The organism is Arthrobacter sp. TE12231 (genome assembly GCF_054062895.1).
In genome coordinates this window covers 2,175,145-2,195,816 of sequence record NZ_JBSSFS010000001.1, presented here as the reverse complement: position 1 = coordinate 2,195,816, position 20,672 = coordinate 2,175,145, and the positions used below count along the sequence as shown (strand labels likewise).

Genomic DNA, 20,672 nt, shown 5'->3' with positions numbered 1-20,672 from the left:
CGCCCGGTCCCGGATCAGGCCGGGGATCCATCCGAATGCGGGCACCGGGCCTGATCGCGGGCCTCGCGGGCCGCTGCGACGTCCGCGGCGCTTCGCATGTCACCGCGTGCCCGCAGCCCCGCGACGACGCCGTCAATATCGGCGTCGGGCCGGTTCTGGCTGAGCTTGTGCTTCGCCTCGATCCGGGTGATGAGCAGCTCGACGCCGACGATCGCGCGCAGCTGCCCGGCAATGTAGCGCTCGGGCGCGTCGTCCACGGTCCAGGGCCGCTCTGAGCGGGCTTCGTTGTGGTCGCTCAGCCGCCTGACGTGGCGGGCAAGCCAGGCCGGATCATCGTGGATGACCAGGGTGCCGTAGACGTGGGCCGTGGAGTAGTTCCACGTGGGAACGACGCGCCCGTGCTCTGCCTTGGACGCGTACCACGACGGTGAGATGTAGGCGTCCGCCCCCTGGATGATGACGAGCGATTCGCCGAGGGCGGGTTCGGACCATTGGGTGTTGTTCCGGGCGAGGTGTCCGTGCAGCGCACCATGCTCACCGGCCGCCGGGTCATAGACAAAGGGCAAAAGCGTGGCGAGCATGCCGTTCGCCGTGGAAGTGATCAGGTTGGCCGCGGCCGCCCGGGTGAGCAGGTGCTGGACTGAATCGGAGCTGGCGGCAAAATGTGCGGGGATGTACACGGGGGTTTCCCTTCGGATCGGGGGCCTGGGGTCGGGGATCGGACGCGGGGCGGGGCATGCGGGGTGCGCTCAAGGGGCCGGGGGAGACGGCTGCCGGTCAGGGGCCTGTCTTCGTGCCGCCGTCGCGGTTGCTGTTGCCGAAGCCGGCGCACCTGTTGTCGCATGCATACTGGTACTCCCTTTCACCCTCGGGGTACCGGGCCGGGAACGGACTGCCAAGCCGGCGCAAAGTATCACCGCGGCGCCGCCGATGATGGTGGTCCAGCTCAGGTTCTCGCCCAGTATGATCCCGGCCCAGCAAATGCTCAACACCGGCTGGACCAATTGGATCTGGCTGACCTGCGCCATGGGGCCGATGGCCAGGCCGTGGTACCAGGCGAAGAAGCCAAGGAACATGCTCACGATCCCAAGGTAGGCGAAGGCCGCCCACTGCGCGGGGGTGCCGGCGGGTGGTTGCCCGGCGATGGAGAGCGCCGCCAGGCACACCATGAGCGGAGAGGCGAGCACGAGCGCCCAGGACACTGTCTGCCAGGCCCCGAGTTCGCGGGCCAGCTTGCCGCCTTCGGCGTAGCCGATTGCCGCGCACGCCACGGCGCCAAAAAGAAGCAGGTCCGCCAGATGCAGCTGCCCGATGCCGCCGGATTGAGCGGAGGCGAAGACGATGGCCGCAACCGCCCCGACGCCGGTGATGACCCAGAAGATGACGGGCGGGCGTTCGTGGCCGCGAAGCACTGCCATCGTTGCGGTCGCCGCGGGGAGTAGCGCGATAACGACCGCGCCGTGGCTGGCGGGAACCGAGGTGAGGGCGAAGGAGGTCAGCAGCGGGAAGCCCGCAACCACGCCGCCGGCGACCACGGCAACGCGCGCCCACTGGAAACCGCGGGGCGCCCGCTGGCGGGTCAACGCGAGGGCGCACCCGGCGAGAACGGCCGCGACGACGGCCCGCCCCGATCCGATGAACAACGGCGACAGCCCCGCTACGGCCACGCGGGTGAACGGAACTGTGAAGGAGAAGGCGGCGACGCCGAGCAATCCCCACCACAGTCCTGTGGCCGGCCGGGACGATAACGGTTGTTCAAATAGTGCAGTAGCGCTACTCTTATCTCTCATGTCCAACGATAGCACCTCAAGAATCACGGCACGCCTCCGGGAGTGGATTGCCGGTGCCGCGCCCGGCGCCAGGCTGCCCTCGACGCGGTCCCTGGTCGCCGAGTACCAGGCCAGCCCGGTCACCGTGCAGAAGGTGCTCCGCACGCTTGCCGCACAGGGGCTGATAGAGAGCCGCCCGGGCGTCGGAACCTTCGTGCGGGCCGTCCGGACGGCCCGGCCTGCGGACTACGGCTGGCAGACAGCCGCACTGGGCTCACCCCAGGCTCCGCTCCGCCCCGTCTCCACAGCGATGCGCAGCGCGCCGAACGATGTCATCGCCTTCCACTCCGGCGACCCGGACCGTGAACTCCTGCCCGAGCGACTGGTGCGGGCGGCACTGACCCGGGCAGCCCGGGGAGACGCCGCCTTGTCCCGGCCGCCCGCCGCGGGCCTGCCCGAACTGCAGTCCTGGTTCGCACACGAACTCCGGGCCTCAACGCCGGCCGGTGTTACGCCGCCGACGCCCAGCGATGTGATCGTGCTCCCCGGCAGCCAGAGCGGGCTCAGTTCCGTGTTCCGGGCGCTGGTCGGCAGGGGACAGCCGCTGCTGGTGGAATCCCCGACGTACTGGGGAGCCATCCTGGCCGCAACGCAGGCCGGCGTCCGGGTTGTTCCCGTGCCGAGCGGTCCCGAGGGCCCCGACCCGGAGGAGTTGGCCCGCGCCTTTGCCGAGACCGGTGCACGGCTGTTCTATGCGCAGCCGAACTATGCCAATCCCACCGGTGCGCAATGGGCCACGCGCGTGGGTGAGCAGGTGCTGGAGGCAGTGCGCGCCCACGGCGCGTTCCTCGTCGAGGACGACTGGGCACATGATTTCGGCATCACCACCGATGCCTCACCCCTGGCCGCCCGGGACGATTCCGGCCATGTCGTCTACCTGCGCTCGCTGACCAAGAGCGTGTCCCCGGGCATCCGCGTCGCTGCGGTGATCGCCCGCGGACCCGCGCGCGACCGCATTCTGGCCGACCGGGGTGCCGAATCGATGTACGTCAGCGGCGTGCTCCAGGCGGCCGCCCTCGACGTCGTGACGCACCCGGCGTGGCAGACCCACCTGCGCGGCCTGCGCCACCAGCTCCAGGACCGCCGGGATCTGCTGCTCGGCAGCCTGCGGGAGCATGCCCCGCTGGCCCACGTTGAGCACGTGCCCAAGGGCGGGCTGAACCTGTGGGCCCGCCTGCCCGACGGGACCGACGTCGATCAGCTCGTCCGTGACTGCGAGGCCGCCGGGGTCATCATCGCCGCCGGGACCGAGTGGTTCCCGGCCGAACCGGCCGGACCGTTCATCCGGCTCAACTTCGCCGGCCCCAATCCGGGCGCCTTCCGGGAAGGCACGCGCATCCTCGGCCAGGTACTCGAGCACACAACCGGCCGGTAGGGCGGGCTGGCGGAGGAGCGGCGGTCCGCTTTAGCCCGCGTCGCGGGGCGCGAACATGATGACGGCGACCCCGAGCAGGCAGACCGCCGAACCCAGGATGTCCCACCGGTCCGGCCGGAACCCGTCGAAGATCATGCCCCAGGCCAGAGAGCCTGCCACAAACACGCCGCCGTACGCCGCGAGGATGCGCCCGAAGTGCGCGTCGGGCTGCAGCGTGGCCACGAAGCCGTAGATGCCCAGCGCCACGACACCCAGACCGGCCCACCACCAGTCCCGGCCTTCGCGGACGGACTGCCAGACGAGCCACGCCCCGCCGATTTCGGCTGCCGCGGCCAGGATGAAGAGCACGATGGTTCTTGCGATAGTCACGCCATCATGATGGCACCCGCCGCCGCGTCATCCGTGCGGGCACGCGCCGAGGCTTCCGCCGGACCCGTCACACGGGGTCATGGCTTGCATCGCCGGCCGCGCCTCCCTATAACTTTAAGTTTCAAGTAAAGTTCTGCCGGGAATGCCGCGGACCGCAATGTCGTATGGCCGGTCGGTCCCGCTCCGGCGCAACGTCTGCACCTTCCTGCCGAATGCCTGAGGACCTGAGATGACCCTTGTGTCAGAGACCATCGAACACGCTGCACCCGCTCCAGCGGCCGCCGTGCGCCGCCGGGTTTCCGTGCCGCTGCGGTTCGCGGACGGGTTCACCGCCGACGCCGAGGTGCTGACCTTCAGCGGACTCACCGACGGAAAGGAGCACCTGCTCCTCGCCCTGGGCGACTGGGAGCAGGCGCTGCTGGAAGCGGCGCGCGGGGGCTCGGGACCCCTGGTGCGGCTGCACAGTGAATGCCTCACCGGGGATGTGTTCGGGAGCCAGCGGTGTGACTGCGGTCCGCAGTTGCGGGAGGCTGTGGAGCGGATCGCAGCCGCCGGCGGGTTCCTGCTCTACCTCCGTCAGGAAGGCCGCGGCATCGGCCTGTATTCCAAGCTCGATGCCTATGCCCTGCAGGACGGCGGCCTGGACACCTACGAGGCCAACCTCGCCCTGGGGCACGGCGAGGACGAGCGGGACTACACGGCTGCGGCGCAGATGCTCGGCGCCCTGGGCGCCGGGACGGTGCGCCTGCTCAGCAACAACCCGGACAAGGCGGCCCAGCTGGGCGCCCTCGGCGTCGACGTTTCCGCGCAGATCGCCACGGGCGTCCACGTGTCCCCGGCCAACCTCCGGTACCTGACCGCCAAGCGCGACCACACCTCCCACACGCTCCGGCTCCCGCCCGGCCCCGGCCGTGATGAGCCGCGCAGCGGCATCCTCGCCGGGACTGCCGCCCGGCCCGCTGCCGCGGTGCCCGTCGTCGTCCCCACCCACGATGAGATGCTGGCCCGCGCTCAGGGACTCATTACCGGCCTGCGCGAGCGGGCCGCGGAAACAGAGCGGCTTCGCCGTGTACCCGACTCCACCATGGCGGAGCTCCGGTCAGCTGAAATCTTCCACATGCTGTCCCCCAAGGCTGCCGGGGGATTCGGCATGGGACTGGAGACCTACGTCGAGGTCGTGCGCCGGCTTGCGAGGGGGTGCGCCTCCACGGCATGGAGCGTGGGCCACCTGGTCGAGCATGTCTGGATGCTCGCACGCTGGCCCCGGGAAGCGCAGGACGAAGTCTTCGCGAACGGTCCGGCACCGTTGGCAGCCGCCACCGGCGCACCGGCCGGGGTGGCGGAGAAGGTACCGGGAGGCTACTCCCTCTCGGGCCGGTGGACCTTCGCCTCCGGGGTGATGCACTCCGAGTGGGCGCTGCTCGCGGCGCAGCACGGCGGGGTGCGCCTGCAATGCCTGGTGCCCCTGGCCGGCGTCGAGGTTCTCGATGTGTGGCACACGGCCGGGCTGAGGGGAACCGGGAGCAACGACATCCTGGCCCGGGACCTGTTCGTCCCGGAGCATCGGGCGCTGGACTGGGAACTCCTGGCAGCCGAGGCCAATCCGGGCAGCGAACTCCATCAGGATCCGCTGGTCCACACACCCATGGGCGCGCTGCTGAATATGGTGGCCCCTGCCGCCGCCTTGGGGTCAGCCGAGTACGCGGTCGAACTGTTCCGGGAGCTGTTGATGGTGCGCAAGGTCAAGCACACAGTGGAGACGCGGCAGGCCGACTCGCCGCTCGCGCAGGTCCGCTATGCGCAGGCCTACGGCCTGGTTGCCGCGGCACGGCTGCATTGGCAGGAAGCTGTCCGGGTGGTCTCGGCCTCCCATGCGCGCAGGCCCTCAACAATGACTGACCGGGAGCGCGCTGACTACCGGCTGTCCCTCGCGCTGAGCGGTGAGGCCTCGGCCGAAGCGGTCCGCCTGGTCATGACGGGGTCCGGCGGGAGTGTCCACCGGCTATCGCACCCGCTCCAGCGGATCCAGCGCGACGTCAACGTCCTGCTGAACCACGCGGCGCTCACCAGGGACCCGGTGCTCGAGCAGGCCGGCCGCGGCCTCCTGGGCCTCGGGTTCACCGTACCCACGTTCTGACCGGAGCCCGCCGGGCGCCGGACGGGGACCGGACCGGGGGCCGCAAGAAGCTTGAAGCTTCAATAAAAACAGGGTACAGTAATGCCATGACTCAGACCACTGACCGCCCTCCGGTTCTCTTCCTCAGCCACGGTGCGCCACCTCTGGCCGACGACTCCACATGGACCCGCCAACTCAACGACTGGTCCGGCACCTTTGGCAAGCCCAAGGACATTCTCATGGTCTCTGCGCACTGGGAGAATGCGCCGGTGACGCTCAGCGCCACCGGGCGCGATCCTGGCCTGGTCTACGATTTCTGGGGCTTCCCCCAGAAGTACTACGACGTGGCGTATGACGCCCCGCAGGCACCTGAGTTGGCAGCCGAAGTGGAGAAGCTCGTCGCCGCCCACGGCCACCACGTGGAGCGCGATGAAAGCCGCGGCCTGGACCACGGCGCCTACGTTCCGCTGAAGGAGATGTACCCCGCAGCAGACGTGCCGGTGGTGCAGATGTCCATGCCGACGCTGGATCCGCAGGGACTGTTCGAACTCGGCATGTCGCTTGGGCCTCTGCGTGACCGGGGCACGCTGATCGTCGGATCCGGTTTCACCACACACAACCTGCGCTGGTTCAATCCCGCCGGCGGCCCGGACACCGCCCCGCCGGCAGCATCCAGCGAATTCGACCACTGGGCCGAGGAAGCCATGGCCCGCGGCGACGTCGACTCCATCCTCGATTTCCTGAACAAGGCGCCGGCCGCCCGCGAGGCGCACCCCCGGAGCGAGCACTGGGCTCCGCTCTACGTTGCCCTCGGGGCCGCATACGGCTCGGGAGACATCCGGGCGAAGACGGCGATCGACGGGTTCTGGTTTGGGCTGTCCAAGCGCTCGTGGACCCTGACATAGGCGTCTGGTACAACACGGTACGAGACGCGGGCCGGCGCCTGCACCGGCGCGCAGACAGCCGAACGATGGAGGGCGTCGCACAACGTAACACCGGAATGCCCGGAGCCGGGCACCGGTTGTGATCCCCGGTGCCGGTTCGCCGGCACGGCAACGACTTGACATGAACTTCACCTCAGATTCCAGGAGCGCAACATGACGATTGCAGTAACGGGTGCCACAGGACAGCTGGGCCGATTGATCCTCGAGGACCTGCTCAGCACCCAGGAGCCGGGTTCCCTCGTGGCGGTGGTCCGCGACGCCGCGAAAGCTGGTGATCTGGCGTCCCGGGGCGTCCAGGTGCGCGTGGCGGACTATTCCGATCCTGCCGCGCTCGAGGCCGCTCTCGCCGGCGTTGAGAAGCTCCTGCTGGTCTCCGGCAGCGAGGTAGGCGCACGGGTGGCACAGCACGCCAACGTGGTCAGCGCGGCCAAAGCGGCAGGTGTCCGTTTCATCGCCTATACGTCCGTCCTGGCCGCGGACACCACAGAGCTGATCCTGGCGCCCGAGCACAAGGCAACCGAGGAACTCATCCGCGCATCGGGACTAGAGTTCACGCTCCTGCGCAACGGCTGGTACTCCGAAAACTACGCCCAGACCGTGGCCACGGCCCGGCAGACGGGCGCCGTCGTCGCCGCTGCCGGTGACGGCAGGGTGGCCAGCGCCGCACGGGCGGACTACGCGGCCGCCGCCGCGGCGGTGCTCACCTCCGCCGGGCACGAGGGCCGCACCTACGAGCTCTCCGGCGATTACGCGTGGGACTTCAAGGAACTGGCGACGGCGATCGCCGGGATCGCCGGACGGGACGTCGTGTACCAGCCCGTGTCCGCTCCCGAGCTGATCCAGGTCCTGACTGCTGCCGGGCTCGACCAAGGGACCGCAGGATTCCTCGCCGCCCTGGACACGGACACCAAAGCTGGTCTTCTGGCCACCGTCACGGGCGAGCTCTCCGGGCTGATCGGACGGCCCACGACGCCGCTGCTGGAGGCGCTGACGTCCGCCACCGCAAGCTAGAGGCTGCGGTCGCGCCGGGCGTCATCATCGACGGTTTCATCCGTTCCGGGTGAGGGCCCGCGGCCGGGCCGGACATAGCGTTGGGTTATCGCCGGCGGAGGACCGCCCGGGACCCAAAGTTCCGGAATCGGATTCGAATTTGGGACTCGGCCCAAGGCCTTTTCCTGGAGCGGAACGGGTGGCCTGTGCCGGCGGGCCAGTACCAGCCGCAACGCCAGCGAATCGAAGTGAGCGATGTTAGTCCGGAACAAGCATGCCGCCGTCACGTCCGAGGCACGCGCGCTCTTCGTCGGCAGCGTGGGCTTCGTAGTCCTCGGCGGCGTCGCACTTCTGCTCGTCGGGCGGGAACCTGTGGCGTTGTCGGGACGAGGATCGGCCGGTGACATTGCGGCGATCGGCACGGCGGTTCTTGGTGCCGCGGCGGTGGTGGCCGGTTGTCTGCAACGCCCGACGCCGGTGTCACCGCAGTTCCGCGGTGGCCGGACGCGTAGTGCGATCGACGTCGGCGCCCTCGCGCTGGCCCACGCGTGTATGTTCCTGCTCGGCTGGCTGGCGCTCTTTTGGATCTTCCAGCAAGCGTTTATCGGCGCGGTCCTCTACCCGGTGGCGGCCGCCGTCCTGGTCGGCGGTGCGGGGGCCATCAGCGCCTACGTCGCGTACCTGTCCGCGCTCGGCATGACCGCCTACCGGCTCGCCGCACTCCTCGCCGGTTTCCTCGTCACTGGTGTCCTCACGAGCATGCTGACGGCAGCGGACCCCCTCTGGTGGCAGAAGCACCTCAGCGCCCTCGGCATGAGCTCGGACGTCTCCGGGGTGACGTTCAACTTCACCTTGATCGTCGGCGGTGTCGTGGTCACCACCCTGGCGGGATATTCGACGGCGACGCTCGCTGCGAGCGCCAACACCCCGGCCGCACTTCACCGGGTAAGACTGCTCGAAGGCGGCATCGTCCTGATCGGCGTGTTCCTCGCCGGCGTGGGAGTGTTCCCGGTCGATGAGCGCTTCGGGATCCACACCCTGGTTGCCTCCGGCATGGTGGTGGTGTTCGCGTCGCTCATTGTCCGCATCCGGGCCCTCATTCCCTCCATCTCGCCCGCCTTCGTGGCGCTCGGGTGGGTGTTCCTGGCAGCCATCATTGTCGCCGCGGTGCTGTGGTTCCCGGTCGGCTATTACAACCTGACCGCGGTGGAGCTCATCGCCGGATTGTTGATCTTCTCGTGGCTCATCGTCCTGATCCGCAACCTTGCCGCCGTTGACGCCGACCGGCTCGGCGCGGACCTGTTCGAGGCCGACCGGCCGGCCGGGCCGCAGATACAACGCTCCGGATCAGGCCAGCCTGTTTCGAACGCAACGGACGGGACGGCGGCCGAACCGTGAGTGCAGCCGGGCGGTCCTGCGGCCGGCCCTTGTTCACGCGGCAACCGCCAGAAGATGCCGCGGCCATCCAATCCGTCGCAGACGGCGGGGGAGAGACTCCCTGAAGGCCGGCGGTCAGGGGGATTAGACTCCGTTCATGCGCCTGGCGATCGTTGGAGCCGTATTGCTTGTGGCCGGTGCCGTGGCGATTGTCGCCGGGGCGCTGCCTTTGGCCGACGTGGCCGCCCTCATCGACCGGGTGGCTCCAGTCCTGCTTTTCGTCGTCGCCATGACTATCGTGACGGAGCTGGCCAGCGAGGCCGGCGTCTTCCTCAGGACCGCCCGCAGGCTCCGGCGCTGGGGCCGCGGGCGCAGCATTATCCTGTGGCTGTTCCTGGCCGCATTCGCGACGCTGAGCACCATCTTCCTGTCCTTGGACACAACAGCGGTGCTTCTGACGCCGGTGGTAGTCAGCGTGACCCGGCAGGCAGGCCTGCCGGCGCTGCCTTTCGCGCTGACGACTGTGTGGCTGGCAAACACGGCCAGCCTGCTGTTGCCTATTTCAAATCTGACGAACCTCTTAGCCCAGCACAGCCTGGGCGGGACCAGTCCCGCCGCCTTCGCTGCCCTGATGTGGGCCCCATCCGTTGCCGCCATCGTCGTGCCGCTGGTATTCGTCGGCATCGTCTTCCGCCGCGACCTACGCAAGCGCTATTCGAGGATACGGGTCGGGCGGATCAGGCCTGATCAGCCCGCCGGCGGAGGATCCGGGGCCGCAGCGACCGACCGGGTTCTGCTCGGCGTCAGCGCACTCGTGCTGGCACTGCTCCTGCCAGCGCTCGTGTCAGGAGTCCCGGTCTGGATCCCGGCGCTGGCTGTCGCCGTCGTACTGGCAGTCGTGTTCGCGCTCCGGCGGCCGCGGGTGCTCAAAGTCTCTTTGGTTCCCTGGTCTCTGCTCCTGTTCGCCTCCGGCCTCTTCCTAGTGATGGAAACCATCCGGCATCTGGGCGCTCCCGCGTTGCTGAGTCAACTGGCCGGGCAAGGCCAAGGGACACCGGACTTGCTTCGGCTGGCCGCGACGGGTGCGGTCGGTTCCAATCTGCTGAACAATTTGCCTGCCTACCTGCTGGCCGAGCCACTGGCGGAGACGCCGCAGCGAATGGCGGCGTTGCTGATCGGAGTCAATGCCGGCCCGCTCATCACCCCGTGGGCGTCGCTGGCCACCCTGCTCTGGCACGAGCGGCTGGTGCGGATGAATGTCCTCATCACGTGGAAGGGCTACGCCATCTTCGGTCTGATCGTCGCACCCCTGACAGTAGTCGCCGCAGCCTTGGCACTGGCCGCAGTCCAGCCGTGAACCGGCCGGTGCTTGGACCAGGCACCGGTCAGGTACCGGATCTGCACTTACCGGATCGGACCAAACCGGCAAGAATGAAGTGCGGCCGCCACGGTATCCCGGGCCTGCGCTAACGACAACGGAGGTGCCTCCATGCTCAGCCTGCAGGACATCGACAACATCGTCCTCAACGGAGGCATCGTGGTGGACGCCAACGGGGAGAAAATCGGCTCCGTCGAACAGATCTTCACCAGCGGCGATTCCGGTGATCCGGCGTTCGTCACCGTGCGGACCGGTTTGTTCGGCATGTCCGAGTCCTTCGCCCCGCTTTCCGGGGCCAGTCTCGAGGAATCCGTGATCAGGGTTGCCTTCGCCAAGGACACGATCAAGAACGGCCCGCGCATCGACAGCGACCGCGGCATCATCACGGAGACCCAGGAACAGGAGCTCTACCGCTACTACGGGCTGGTGGCCGACACCGCTGGCGAGGGATCCGCCGTCGGAACAAGCCCGGGCGTTTCCCCGCCGTCAACCGGGGAGACCGCGGCGGCACAATCGACGGCCGACTCCGCGGCCGACGAAGGAGTGACCGATGCCGCCGGGGCGAGGCACGCGGGGCAGCTTCCCCCGCAGCCTTTGCCGCAAGGCGCCCCGCCACCGCCTCATGGTGGGCTGGCGCACCAGCCACCACCGCCTCATCTGCGAAAGCATGTGCCTCCGCACCCCATGCCGCGTCACGGGCCACCGCCACCGCCCCCGCCCGGCCCCCCGCCCCCGCAGGAACAGGCTCCGGTGCGATAAGCGCGGTTGTGCGGAGCTGCCCAGCTATGGGGTAACGATGTTGAACGCCGGGTCTCCGGAGTCCAGTGCCCCCAGCAGTGCCGGCAGGACGGCGCTGCTGCCACTCAGGCTGATGCCCTCCGAAGTGGTGTCCCGGCCGAGCAGGGCCAGCAGCCTGTTCTTCGTGAGCCGGATCTCGACGTCGGCAGCCGTGCCGGCATAGACGTTCTCCGAGACAGCGTGCTCCACAAAGCCCTCCGGGGCGATCACCGCGATGCCCCCGGCGTCGGCATCTTCCTGGGTGGCAACGCCGAAGACGCCGCCGAAGTGGTCGACGTGGCTGTGTGTGTAGATGACGGCGACAACAGCCCTCTCACCCCGGTTCGACCGGTAGAGCTTGAGCGCCGCCGCCGCCGTCTCGGTTGAGATGAGTGGATCGATCACAATGACCCCGGTGTCACCTTCCACAAAGGTGATATTCGAGAGGTCGAGGCCGCGGACCTGGTAGATTCCCTCCACCACCTCAAAGAGGCCCTGCTTCGCAACCAGCCCCGACTGCCGCCAGAGGCTCGGATTCACGGTGGTGGGGGCCGCCCCGCTAAGGAACGAATATTTGTCGTTGTCCCACACCAGCCTCCCGTCGGCAGCGTGGACCACTGCGGGACTCAGAGCCGCGATGAAACCGCGTGCCGCGTCGTCGGTATCGGATGCGTCCGCGAACGGCAGCGTCTCGGAAAGCTTCTGGTGAGCGGCCACGATGGCCCGCTCGGCTGGTTTGTGGGTCAAAGGATTTCGCCATCCCCTCCGAAGGACCATGGGCGTTCATCGTGGCATACCGCCGAAGCGCCGGCCATCACCCGTTTCGGGTGACCCGGTGACCGTGACCTGTGCCTGTGCCTGGGTCCGTGCCTGTGCCCGTGCCCGTGCGGGGGCGCGTAGACGCGCCCGTGCATGTGGGCGGTCGGGCTAGGCGGAGGCCAGCGTCTTTGTCAGTATTGTGCCGCCAACCCCCACGAGGACCGCGCCCGAACCCGCGACGATGATCCGCTTGGTCCGGGGCCGGGCCAGGAATGCAGTCACTTTCTTCAGCCCGCTGAGGAGAAGTACGTACCAGGCCAGGGCGATCAGCAGGAAAATACCCGCCATCACGGTGTGCTGGGCGAGGGACGGCAGCGGGGCGAAATTGAATTGCGGGAACAGCGACAAATAGAAGACGGCGACTTTCGGGTTGAGCAGGTTGCTCACCATGCCCTGTACGAACGGCGAACTCCCGCCAAACCGGCGGCCGGCCCGCGGTGCCGCCGGCTGGCCGGGCCGGATGGGTGGGCTCATGTTGCTGGCAAACGCCTCCGCGAGCGCCCGGGCTCCCAGATAGAGCAGGTACGCGGCCCCGGCGATCTTGATCCCGGTCCCAAGAATCTCTGAGGCTCCCAGGAGCGCCGTGATACCGAGAACTGCCAGCAAGGCAAGAATTGTGTTGCCAACCATGATTCCGCCGGCGGCCGCTGTTGCCGAGCGAGGGCCGCAGGCCGCGTTCCGGAGGACCAGCGCAAAGTCGGGACCGGGGACCAGTACGACGACGAGACAGGTCAAGACAAAGGCCGTTAACTGTTCGACCATCGTGGGTTGCCTCCTGGCGTCGGGTTGTCCAGTAGTGGGATTTCAGAAGTTGGATAGTTCGGTGCTCGGATTGTTCAATGGGGCGGGAAGATCTGTCCGGCAAACAAAGCCCGGGCAGTCTTACACCTTAGGCCATCCCGGTGTGACTGACGTGCTTGCCTGACGACTCCGGACCCCGAGGGCGCACACCTCACCCCCAAGGCATGATTCCGGCACGCAGGCGAAAAGCTAGGTTGGCATAGACATCCCACTACGATGGCCGCTGGCAGGACACGTTCCGGCAGGACCATGACGACGGGTGCGCCAGCACCGTCATCGTCAAAGGAGGCAACATGTCCGGTTGTGAAATGACCCCGGACGCGGCGAGCCGGGGGTGCGGCCCGCGATGAGTTCTCCCAACGACGCCGTGGCCCAGCCGGTGCAGTTCAACCAGCGGCTGGCCTTACTGCTGGCGATGGCCATGTTCGTGCTGGTCGTTGACACGTCGATCATGAACGTCTCGATCTCCGCAGTGGTCAAGGACATCAACAGCACGGTCAGCGACCTGCAAGCGGCCATCGCCCTCGAAGCGCTGGTGTCCGCAGCCTTCATCCTGATCGGCGGCAAAGTGGGCGACCTCATCGGACGCAAGCGGGCCTACGTCTTGGGTCTGTGCGGTTACGCGGTTGGCGCGGTGGCGATGACGCTGGCCCAGAGCATCACCGCGATCATCATTTTCTGGGCGTTGGTCGGCGGCCTTGGCGCTTCGCTCCTGCTCCCCGCCATGCAGTCGCTCATCCACGGCAACTTCGACGGCGAGGCCCGGAAGCGGGTCTACGCTCTTGTGGGCGCCTCGGCGGCGATCGCCGCCGCCGTCGGACCATTGCTCGGCGGGTTTATCACGACATTTCTCTCCTGGCGTGTCGCCTTCCTCTTGGAAGCGGTGATCATTGCCGTCGTCTTGTCCGGAATTAGGCTCGTTAAAGATGTCCCGTATACGGGACCCCGGGAGGTCGACGTCGTTGGATCGATCCTTTCCGTCGTCGGTATGGGTGGCGTTGTCCTTGGAATCCTGGTCTGGCAGGAGGGCGGCGAAGCTGTTGGCGCGCTCCTGATCGTCGGTGCGGCCGGACTGGCCGGGCTGTTCTATTGGCTCCTGCGGCGCGAACGGCGCAACAAACCGATGCTGCTGGACCCGGGGCTCTTCCGGTCGAAAGCTTTCCGGCTCGGCGCCACGCAGCAAATGCTCCAGCAGATCGCCCTCGGTGGCACCATGATCGTGTTGCCGATCTATCTGCAGATGGTGCTCGAATACAACGCGATGCAGGCCGGTCTGTCCATTGCACCGCTCTCGCTCAGCATGTTCGGCATAGCAATGCTCGCCGGAAAGCGGTCAGGGAAGCGGCGCCCGGCAGGCATTATCCGGTGGGGCTTCATTCTCCTTCTGGCTGGGCTGCTCGCAATCCTGCCAGTCGTGCCGCGTGCGGACTCCGGCTGGTGGCTCCTGATCCCCCTCATCATTGCCGGTTGCGGACTCGGCTTGTTGGTGTCGCAGCTGAACAATTACACCCTGTCTCCAATCTCGGACGAGCGCGTCAGCGAGGCCGCGGGCGTGAATTCAGCGGCCGGATCGTTTGGGCTGTCGTTCGGACTCGCGTTTGCCGGCGCCATCATGCTGGCATCGCTCGCGTCCGTCTTCACGGGCCTGGCGACCTCGAGCACGGTACTGCCGCCCGCGGAGCAGCAACAGGTTGCGCAGGCGCTGGAAGAGGACGCTCAGGTCCTCAGCAACACCCAGCTCGCGGGGCTCCTCGTCGGCCAGCCGGCGGAGATCCAGGCCGAAATCATCCGCATCAACACGGAGGCCAGGCCCATCGCCCTGCAGATCGGGCTGCTCATTCCGATCTTCGCCAGTGTCGCGGGCTTCGTCATTTCCTTCCGCATGATGCGGCTTCCCGATCCCAAGCCCTCCGGCACCGGCGAAGGCGCGATCCTGGACTGAGGGTCTGGGCGGCAGCAGAAGTCAGAGCAACGAAAGGCTGTAGCCGACGATGAGCAGCCCAATCACTAGCGTTGCGATGGCTGCAATCCTGCGGCCGTTGCGCTGCAGCCAGTCGTAGAGGGCGGTGAGAGGTACTTGCGCACGCTCCGGGGACTGCAGCCAAACCACGACTGGAACGACGACGGCTGACTGGGTCACAACGGCGTAGGCGAGGATGAGCACGCTTCCCTGCAGGGTAGGCAGCTCCCGCACGCCGATCAGGGCGCCGGCCGTGACGGCGAGCAGGAGTGCCTTGGGCCGCAGGTTCATGCCCAGGCCCAGGACGACGAATTCCCAGGGCCGGGCGGAGTGGAACCTCGACTTCATCTTGCCCAGCATGGCGTTGTCCCGGTTGCTCTTGCTCGCGAAGAGGTACACGGAGTAGCCAAGCAGAACGGCGCCGATCACAAAGCCAACCTGAGCCAGCCATTCGTCCTGGTTCAGGCGGGGCCTGCCGGGCCATAGTTGCAGCCCGACAGCTGAAAGTCCCACCACCACGACTGATCCTGAGAGGCTGCCGATCAGGAACGGCAGGGCTCCTCGGCGGGGATCCGGGGATAGCAGAATCATGATCGTGACGCTTATGGGCACAGTGCTCATCGCTCCCGCGATGGCGAAGAGCACCAGGCTGGTGAGGGTGCTCAACATGTGGCTGTCACCTGCCCCGGGAGACACCCTGACGGCACGTCATGCCTTCGGTGCGTTGCCGGCGTCAGGGCGGCCTGGCCGCGGCCGTCCACGCCGGGCACGGATCGCCTCGTCTTCCTGTTTAAGCAGCAGTGCCACGTCTTTCTTGTCGCCCGTCAATGGCCGCCACCATGAGATGGACGGGTCCGAATCGAGCAGGATGGCGCGAGCAAAGAGGGTCAGAGGGACGGCGAGGATGGCGCCGACAGGACCCAGGACCACGGCCCAGAAAAGGACTGAAACAAAGGTCAGGGTCTCGCTCAGCGACACTGCGTTGCCCACGTACTTCGGCTGAATGATGGACTGGATCACACTGTTGATCCCGCCATAGATGATGATGATGGCCACAACGGTCGGCCAGCCACCGGTGAGGAACCCAAAGAACAGCGGCGGGACGATCGCGATGAAGTAGCCAATGTTGGGGATGAAGCTGCAGATGAAAGACAGCAGACCCCAGAGCAGGGCTCCGGGGACCTGCAGGATGACCAGGACCAGCCAGTTGAACAGGCCCTGGGCGATCCCGAGGACCGTAGTGGCGACCATATAGCGGCGCACGCCGGTTCCGAAACCGATGAAGGCGGAGACCACTGCCGGCCGGTGGTAGGTCAAATGGGTCAGGATGGCGGGTACGCGCGAGCCGTCGACCGCCATGAGAATGAGCATCGTCAGGATGATCACGAGGCTGCCCACCAGGCTCGCTATGTTCCCCAGTAGGCCGCCTAGGAACCCGATGATGCGGCCCGGAGTGAACCCGTTGAGGACTTCCTGGACTTGCTCCGGTCCGAAACCTACAGACTCCAGCGTCGCGGCGAGGGAAGCGCCGAGCTGGGCCACCTGGGGAGCGTATTGCGGCAGGAGCGCGGAGAACTGGGCGAGGGAGGCAATGAGGATTGCGGCGAAAGCGATCAGCAACCCGAAGACGGCGGCAATCGTGGTTCCCGTGGCTATGCCCCGGGAAATTCCCCGAGCCTGCATCCAGCGGCGAATGGGATGAACACACAAAGTGAGCACGAACGCAAAAAATACCGGGGTGACGATTCCCCTCATCGCGCCAAGGCCGAACGCCACCACAGCCGCGCCAGCCAGGGCGAGCAATATGGTGACGGTGCGGGGGAGGGCTGGACGTGGGTCGGATTCCGATGATGCCGGCTCCATTGAGCCCTCCTTGGTTCAGCCTGGGCCTAGTTTAGGCGAGGGGGCGTGATGAGTAGTGAGTTCATTGCGGCTTGCTCCCCGTCAGATAGGGATCCCCCCTCTGCGTCAGGCGACTACTTTGCTCTTGATCCGCTCGAACTCGGCCGCACTGATGGTTCCCGCGTCCATGAGCGCCTTGGCTTTGGCGATCTCCTCACTCGGGCTCGCTGCGGCGACCTGGCGTATATACGCATCAGTTGCCTCCTGGCTCTTGCGGGCCTGTGCCATTGAACGCTCCGTCATTCCCTTGCCGCGCGCAATCATGTACACCAGCAGGGACAGGAACGGTACGAAGGCAAGGAAGACGATCCATACGGCCTTCCACCAGCCACTGAGCTCGTGGTCACGGAAGAGGTCGCCGATCACCATAAACAGCGCCCACAGGAAAGCGAAAATCGCATATACGCAGAACAACCACCAGAAAATACTCCAAAAGTTCTCGAAGAAGTTCATTTGGCTTCCCTGCTTTCAATTGGTGCGGCGTTGGCGGGAACGCGGCCGTGGGTGGGGGATATAGACGTGAGCGCAGATAACCCTGCCGGCCGGGCCTAGCATTTGACCTCATTCGTGAGATCGCTGACCGCCGCCTGCACGTTGGCAGCCTCATCCCGGAGCGAGTTCACGGCCTGATTCAGGGTGGCGCTATCGGGAACGGCCTTCACTGCGGAAGCAAATTTGTCTTCAGCAGCTTTGACGGCATCCACCCGGTCCTTGGCAACGTCCCCGGCGGCCGTGACCAGATCGTCGAAAGTCTTTACGACCTCGTCCCGCGCCGACCGGATCTGGTCCAGCGTGGAGCCTCTCTTGAGCGTGTCCTTGAAGTTCGTCAGGGCTGTGGAGTAGGCCGCGGAGGCGGCGCACACCGGTGAAACGGTTGGCGTCGGGGTAGTGCTGGGGCTGGTGGTGCTGCAGCCGGCGAGCAAGCCGAGGACTGCCGCGAGGACGATGATTCGCGCGGCGACTGATGGTGGTCTCGACATTGGAGGCCCCTCTCTCCGTAGGTTCCACTCTCCATAGACTCGCGCCTGTCAGCGCAAGCACTGGCAGGTATCACCAGTGTTGGCTTCGGGCAGCGTAGGCGCCTCACCCGCCGGGGGTGATCCTGAGGCCGCCTGCGTCGTCGGAACTTCCCTACGTTCGGAGGTCCCGGCTGGCGTGTTACGCAGAGCCCTCCGCTTGTGGCGGCCAAGCCTGCGACGCCGAATCACCCCAGGGTGATGATGTGCCGGCCGTGGTCCCGTGATGGACTGCTGTCCACACCAGAGGGAGGATGCCATGTGCCGTTGGCTAGCCTATTCGGGTTCACCAGTGAGGCTTGAGGAGCTTCTGTACAAACCCACCAACTCGCTCGTGATGCAGAGCAAACACGCACGCATGGGAGTCGAAACCACCAACGGGGACGGCTTCGGCGTCGGCTGGTACGGCTCAGAGCCGTATCCCGGGTTGTTTCACAGTACAGAGCCGGCCTGGCACGACCGCAACCTTCGCGAACTGTCCGCCCAGGCATCAGCAGGCCGGGTCTTCGCGCACATCCGGGCCTCCACCGGCTCGGCGGTCCAGCAGACGAACTGCCATCCGTTCCGCCACGGCCGCTGGCTGTGGATGCACAACGGGCTCCTCAAGGACTTTCCGGCCGTGAAACGAGACCTCGCCATTGCCGTCGAGCCCTCGCTCTTTCCGCAGATCGAGGGAGCCACGGACTCGGAGCTGTTCTTCTTCCTGGCGCTCACCTTCGGCCTCGAGAAGGACCCGCCTTCGGCCGTCGCTGCCGCGGTGGGGCTCATTGAAGACGTCGGCCGGCGCCACGGCATTGAGCACCCGATTCAGATGACTGTGGCAACTACCAACGGCGACACCACGTGGGCCTTCCGCTACTCGAGCGAAGGCCGGTCCCGGTCGCTGTTCCACAGCACCGACGTCTCGACGCTCCGCACCCAGTACCCGGACAACCCGATGCTCCACGCACTCGCCGACGACGCGCGCCTGGTGGTCTCCGAGCCGCTGGGGGATTTGGTCGGAGCGTGGCGGGAAGTCCCGGAGTCAACGTGCGTCGTGGTCCACGGCGGCGGGGAAGACCTGCTCCCGTTCTCGCCCGCAGCCGCCTGAGTCGGCCCCCTGCCTGCCCCCTGCCAGGATCAGCAAGCGGTTGGCCCCACCGGGCCACGGAGGGCCGCGCACCCGTCACGCGTACGTTCCTCACCAGACGTCAGTCCTCGGGTGAGTCAGTCTTCCTGGGGATCGGAAGGGTGGGATTCAACTTTTCCGGGGGACCGCCCGCAGTCACCGATCCACTGGCGGGGCCGGGTGCTGGCTCGGCACCGGAGCTAGTGGTTTCGGCACCTGATCCACTGACGGGCTGAGGGGCGGGCGCGGCTCCGGCACCGAAGCCGACGGATGCGGCGCCCGTTCCGACGACCGCTTCGGCGCCCGGAGCAACTGCGGGGCGGCACAGCAGCTCAACCAACAGAACGGCCAGGACGGCAAATACCGCCGTCCAGATGGCGACAGCCGCCGTCGGGTCCTGCCAGAAGATCAGCACCAGCACCGCTGTTCCGATGATGACCGAGTCCAGGATCCGCCGGTAACGAGCCAGCCAGAGCTGCCAAGGCCTGACCTGGTCGGCGCCGACTTTCCCGTTGATGTAGTCTCCCGCGGTCGCCAGACCGTGCCGGACAAACTCCGCGGGCCGCGAGTGGCCGGTCAGGAAGGCTGCCAATGCAATCAGGAGCCCCACGGCGAAGACCAAACGAACACTGGTCCGCAGAGGCACCAGGAGTGTTTCGACCAGGCTTTGAGCCGCCGCCGGGGAGACGGTGTCCGGCGGAATTGAGTTCAGCAGGATGCTCCGCCCGATAACAAGTCCCAGCGCCAGCAACGCCATGGCCACGGCGACGGCCAAACCGACGCCGCTGGTAGTGCTGCGCCTCCGGCCGCGCGGGGCCACCGCGATTGCACCCACGGCGCTGATGACCGTCAGCCACGCCAGTATGGGGGCCGTCTGATCCAGCGTCCTGATCGCCGTGGTGGCCCGGACCAGTTCAGGCGACTGGAACAGTGCGATCTGCGCGTCAACCTCCGGTATCCGCTCGGCGATGCCGACCCCCTGCTGGACCAGGAGGGTCTTGACCCGGGCAATGATCTCCTTGGTGGAAATCGTCACCGTCCCGTTCTGGTCAATGCTGACGGTGCCGCCTGTGTTCCCCGTGGCCAGGTTCACCAGACTCTGATGCGCCACCCGGTTCACCTGAATCCAAAGATCCTGAAACTGCGGAGTGGCCACGAACTTGGAGACGGCGGTATGGATGAGGTTCTTGGTCTGCTCCGCAATCACCGGAGCCAGCCCGGTGACCACCGCGGCCACACGCGGCGCCGTCTTGCTGAGTTCGTTCAGGGCATCCCGGGTGATGGCCTGGATGTCCACCGCGTCGGTGATCTGTTGGGTTACCTTGTCGGCGATCTCTGCCTGGATCGCGGGGTCCGAGGCTAACGGTGCCACGGTGGCCACATAGTGATCGGTATCGAGGACTTCGCTGCGCAGGTAAAGGGCCGGTACCGCGCCGATGGCGAACACGGCAGTAAGGACCACCAGTACTATGGCCACGATCCGTCGGGCCAGCCCAGGATGCGTTCGGGAAGGCTTGGGGGGAGCCGTCCTGGCGTCGTCCCGCTCGCGCTGCAACCGGGCGACCTCCGCCCGGAGCCGCAGTATTTCTTCCTGTTCCGGGCTGCTGGGGCTCGGGGACTGATCGTGGAGGGACATGACGGGCTCCGCCTCTATAGCAACTCGTCGCGCCGGCCCGTTGTCACAGCCGGTCACGGTTGGGCACTCGTGACAATTTTGATTGTCCGCTCCGCGCGCTGGCCCATCCCCACCCACACAGGGTGATCTGTCACTCCGTACGGAGGTTGGCCGCCTTTAGTTGCCGGGCGGCCGGTGGATCGTCATGGTGACCGGCGAGCCGGACCAGGCGTAGCCACAACGGCAGGGCGCCGGCTGCTGCATCAGATCCCGCGCGTATGTCCTGCAGAATGTCA

Annotated in this window: 19 protein-coding genes; 9 read left to right on the top strand and 10 right to left on the bottom strand. The window is 66.9% G+C overall.

The genetic code is table 11. The features are described 5' to 3' along the window. Positions 1-14 precede the first annotated feature (14 nt). Together ACVWYS_RS09935 and ACVWYS_RS09930 are read right to left on the bottom strand one after the other, a co-directional pair. Positions 15-680 (bottom strand): FMN-binding negative transcriptional regulator, encoded by a 666-nt coding sequence (locus ACVWYS_RS09935; RefSeq protein WP_456509675.1) that lies wholly within the window; start codon positions 678-680, stop codon positions 15-17. Between the two features lie 69 nt (positions 681-749). Next, positions 750-1,790: a DMT family transporter gene (locus tag ACVWYS_RS09930; RefSeq protein ID WP_456506624.1), complete on the bottom strand. Its 1,041-nt coding sequence runs from the start codon at positions 1,788-1,790 to the stop codon at positions 750-752. Here ACVWYS_RS09930 and ACVWYS_RS09925 point away from each other — a divergent pair. Next, positions 1,789-3,204: an aminotransferase-like domain-containing protein gene (locus ACVWYS_RS09925; protein ID WP_456509674.1), complete on the top strand. Its 1,416-nt coding sequence runs from the start codon at positions 1,789-1,791 to the stop codon at positions 3,202-3,204. The two genes, ACVWYS_RS09930 and ACVWYS_RS09925, sit on opposite strands and share 2 nt — an antisense overlap. Positions 3,205-3,234: 30 nt before the next feature. On the opposite strand, the gene ACVWYS_RS09920 is transcribed toward ACVWYS_RS09925, so the two are convergent. Beyond that, the gene (locus ACVWYS_RS09920; RefSeq protein ID WP_344367859.1) at positions 3,235-3,573 is read right to left on the bottom strand and encodes a YnfA family protein; all 339 of its coding nucleotides are present in this window, start codon (positions 3,571-3,573) and stop codon (positions 3,235-3,237) included. Between the two features lie 229 nt (positions 3,574-3,802). On the opposite strand from ACVWYS_RS09920, the gene ribA reads away from it, so the two are divergent. From ribA to ACVWYS_RS09890, 6 genes are all read left to right on the top strand, one after another. After that, positions 3,803-5,710 (top strand): GTP cyclohydrolase II RibA, encoded by a 1,908-nt coding sequence (gene ribA, locus ACVWYS_RS09915; protein WP_456509673.1) that lies wholly within the window; start codon positions 3,803-3,805, stop codon positions 5,708-5,710. Between the two features lie 86 nt (positions 5,711-5,796). After that, entirely contained in the window at positions 5,797-6,594 is a 798-nt protein-coding gene (locus ACVWYS_RS09910) for a dioxygenase family protein (protein ID WP_456509672.1), read from the top strand. 192 nt (positions 6,595-6,786) lie between these two features. Further along, positions 6,787-7,644: an SDR family oxidoreductase gene (locus ACVWYS_RS09905; RefSeq protein ID WP_456509671.1), complete on the top strand. Its 858-nt coding sequence runs from the start codon at positions 6,787-6,789 to the stop codon at positions 7,642-7,644. Positions 7,645-7,878: 234 nt separating this feature from the next. Beyond that, complete coding sequence (locus ACVWYS_RS09900) at positions 7,879-9,021, top strand: hypothetical protein (RefSeq protein ID WP_456509670.1); 1,143 nt, start codon at positions 7,879-7,881, stop codon at positions 9,019-9,021. A gap of 136 nt (positions 9,022-9,157) precedes the next feature. Continuing rightward, positions 9,158-10,357, top strand: coding sequence for an SLC13 family permease (locus ACVWYS_RS09895; protein ID WP_456509669.1), 1,200 nt, complete (start codon positions 9,158-9,160; stop codon positions 10,355-10,357). Between the two features lie 132 nt (positions 10,358-10,489). After that, positions 10,490-11,137 carry a PRC-barrel domain-containing protein gene (locus ACVWYS_RS09890; RefSeq protein ID WP_456509668.1) on the top strand — a complete coding sequence of 216 codons (648 nt, stop codon included), beginning with the start codon at positions 10,490-10,492 and terminating at the stop codon, positions 11,135-11,137. A 24-nt stretch (positions 11,138-11,161) separates the two neighbouring features. Here ACVWYS_RS09890 and ACVWYS_RS09885 read toward each other — a convergent pair whose 3' ends face one another. Together ACVWYS_RS09885 and ACVWYS_RS09880 are read right to left on the bottom strand one after the other, a co-directional pair. Then, the gene (locus ACVWYS_RS09885; protein WP_456509667.1) at positions 11,162-11,902 is read right to left on the bottom strand and encodes an MBL fold metallo-hydrolase; all 741 of its coding nucleotides are present in this window, start codon (positions 11,900-11,902) and stop codon (positions 11,162-11,164) included. A 180-nt stretch (positions 11,903-12,082) separates the two neighbouring features. Further along, on the bottom strand, positions 12,083-12,736 hold the full coding sequence (locus ACVWYS_RS09880; protein WP_456509666.1) for a LysE family translocator: 654 nt from the start codon (positions 12,734-12,736) through the stop codon (positions 12,083-12,085). 385 nt (positions 12,737-13,121) lie between these two features. On the opposite strand from ACVWYS_RS09880, the gene ACVWYS_RS09875 reads away from it, so the two are divergent. Beyond that, positions 13,122-14,717: an MFS transporter gene (locus tag ACVWYS_RS09875; RefSeq protein ID WP_116765839.1), complete on the top strand. Its 1,596-nt coding sequence runs from the start codon at positions 13,122-13,124 to the stop codon at positions 14,715-14,717. Positions 14,718-14,738: 21 nt separating this feature from the next. Here ACVWYS_RS09875 and ACVWYS_RS09870 read toward each other — a convergent pair whose 3' ends face one another. The 4 genes from ACVWYS_RS09870 to ACVWYS_RS09855 all read right to left on the bottom strand — a co-directional run bounded on the left by ACVWYS_RS09870 (position 14,739) and on the right by ACVWYS_RS09855 (position 17,617). Beyond that, entirely contained in the window at positions 14,739-15,404 is a 666-nt protein-coding gene (locus tag ACVWYS_RS09870) for a GAP family protein (RefSeq protein ID WP_116765838.1), read from the bottom strand. Between the two features lie 39 nt (positions 15,405-15,443). Continuing rightward, the gene (locus ACVWYS_RS09865; protein WP_116765837.1) at positions 15,444-16,598 is read right to left on the bottom strand and encodes an AI-2E family transporter; all 1,155 of its coding nucleotides are present in this window, start codon (positions 16,596-16,598) and stop codon (positions 15,444-15,446) included. Positions 16,599-16,703: 105 nt separating this feature from the next. Further along, positions 16,704-17,090 carry an SHOCT domain-containing protein gene (locus tag ACVWYS_RS09860; RefSeq protein WP_116765836.1) on the bottom strand — a complete coding sequence of 129 codons (387 nt, stop codon included), beginning with the start codon at positions 17,088-17,090 and terminating at the stop codon, positions 16,704-16,706. A 95-nt stretch (positions 17,091-17,185) separates the two neighbouring features. Continuing rightward, complete coding sequence (locus ACVWYS_RS09855; protein WP_116765835.1) at positions 17,186-17,617, bottom strand: hypothetical protein; 432 nt, start codon at positions 17,615-17,617, stop codon at positions 17,186-17,188. Positions 17,618-17,912: 295 nt separating this feature from the next. Between ACVWYS_RS09855 and ACVWYS_RS09850 the strand changes: the two genes are divergently transcribed. Continuing rightward, the gene (locus ACVWYS_RS09850; protein WP_116765834.1) at positions 17,913-18,743 is read left to right on the top strand and encodes a class II glutamine amidotransferase; all 831 of its coding nucleotides are present in this window, start codon (positions 17,913-17,915) and stop codon (positions 18,741-18,743) included. Positions 18,744-18,843: 100 nt separating this feature from the next. On the opposite strand, the gene ACVWYS_RS09845 is transcribed toward ACVWYS_RS09850, so the two are convergent. Next, the gene (locus tag ACVWYS_RS09845) at positions 18,844-20,397 is read right to left on the bottom strand and encodes a hypothetical protein (RefSeq protein ID WP_116765833.1); all 1,554 of its coding nucleotides are present in this window, start codon (positions 20,395-20,397) and stop codon (positions 18,844-18,846) included. Between the last annotated feature and the right edge of the window lie 275 nt (positions 20,398-20,672).

What these genes read in the sequence shown, in the direction of transcription:
- ACVWYS_RS09850 (WP_116765834.1), top strand. Translation starts at nt 17,913, where the DNA reads ATGTGCCGTTGGCTAGCCTATTCGGGTTCACCAGTGAGGCTTGAGGAG.
- ACVWYS_RS09905 (WP_456509671.1), top strand. Translation starts at nt 6,787, where the DNA reads ATGACGATTGCAGTAACGGGTGCCACAGGACAGCTGGGCCGATTGATC.
- ACVWYS_RS09890 (WP_456509668.1), top strand. Translation starts at nt 10,490, where the DNA reads ATGCTCAGCCTGCAGGACATCGACAACATCGTCCTCAACGGAGGCATC.
- ACVWYS_RS09900 (WP_456509670.1), top strand. Translation starts at nt 7,879, where the DNA reads ATGTTAGTCCGGAACAAGCATGCCGCCGTCACGTCCGAGGCACGCGCG.
- ACVWYS_RS09880 (WP_456509666.1), bottom strand. Translation starts at nt 12,736, where the DNA reads ATGGTCGAACAGTTAACGGCCTTTGTCTTGACCTGTCTCGTCGTCGTA.
- ACVWYS_RS09930 (WP_456506624.1), bottom strand. Translation starts at nt 1,790, where the DNA reads ATGAGAGATAAGAGTAGCGCTACTGCACTATTTGAACAACCGTTATCG.
- ACVWYS_RS09910 (WP_456509672.1), top strand. Translation starts at nt 5,797, where the DNA reads ATGACTCAGACCACTGACCGCCCTCCGGTTCTCTTCCTCAGCCACGGT.
- ACVWYS_RS09860 (WP_116765836.1), bottom strand. Translation starts at nt 17,090, where the DNA reads ATGAACTTCTTCGAGAACTTTTGGAGTATTTTCTGGTGGTTGTTCTGC.
- ACVWYS_RS09865 (WP_116765837.1), bottom strand. Translation starts at nt 16,598, where the DNA reads ATGGAGCCGGCATCATCGGAATCCGACCCACGTCCAGCCCTCCCCCGC.
- ACVWYS_RS09875 (WP_116765839.1), top strand. Translation starts at nt 13,122, where the DNA reads ATGAGTTCTCCCAACGACGCCGTGGCCCAGCCGGTGCAGTTCAACCAG.
- ACVWYS_RS09845 (WP_116765833.1), bottom strand. Translation starts at nt 20,397, where the DNA reads ATGTCCCTCCACGATCAGTCCCCGAGCCCCAGCAGCCCGGAACAGGAA.
- ACVWYS_RS09925 (WP_456509674.1), top strand. Translation starts at nt 1,789, where the DNA reads ATGTCCAACGATAGCACCTCAAGAATCACGGCACGCCTCCGGGAGTGG.
- ACVWYS_RS09870 (WP_116765838.1), bottom strand. Translation starts at nt 15,404, where the DNA reads ATGTTGAGCACCCTCACCAGCCTGGTGCTCTTCGCCATCGCGGGAGCG.
- ribA (WP_456509673.1), top strand. Translation starts at nt 3,803, where the DNA reads ATGACCCTTGTGTCAGAGACCATCGAACACGCTGCACCCGCTCCAGCG.
- ACVWYS_RS09895 (WP_456509669.1), top strand. Translation starts at nt 9,158, where the DNA reads ATGCGCCTGGCGATCGTTGGAGCCGTATTGCTTGTGGCCGGTGCCGTG.
- ACVWYS_RS09855 (WP_116765835.1), bottom strand. Translation starts at nt 17,617, where the DNA reads ATGTCGAGACCACCATCAGTCGCCGCGCGAATCATCGTCCTCGCGGCA.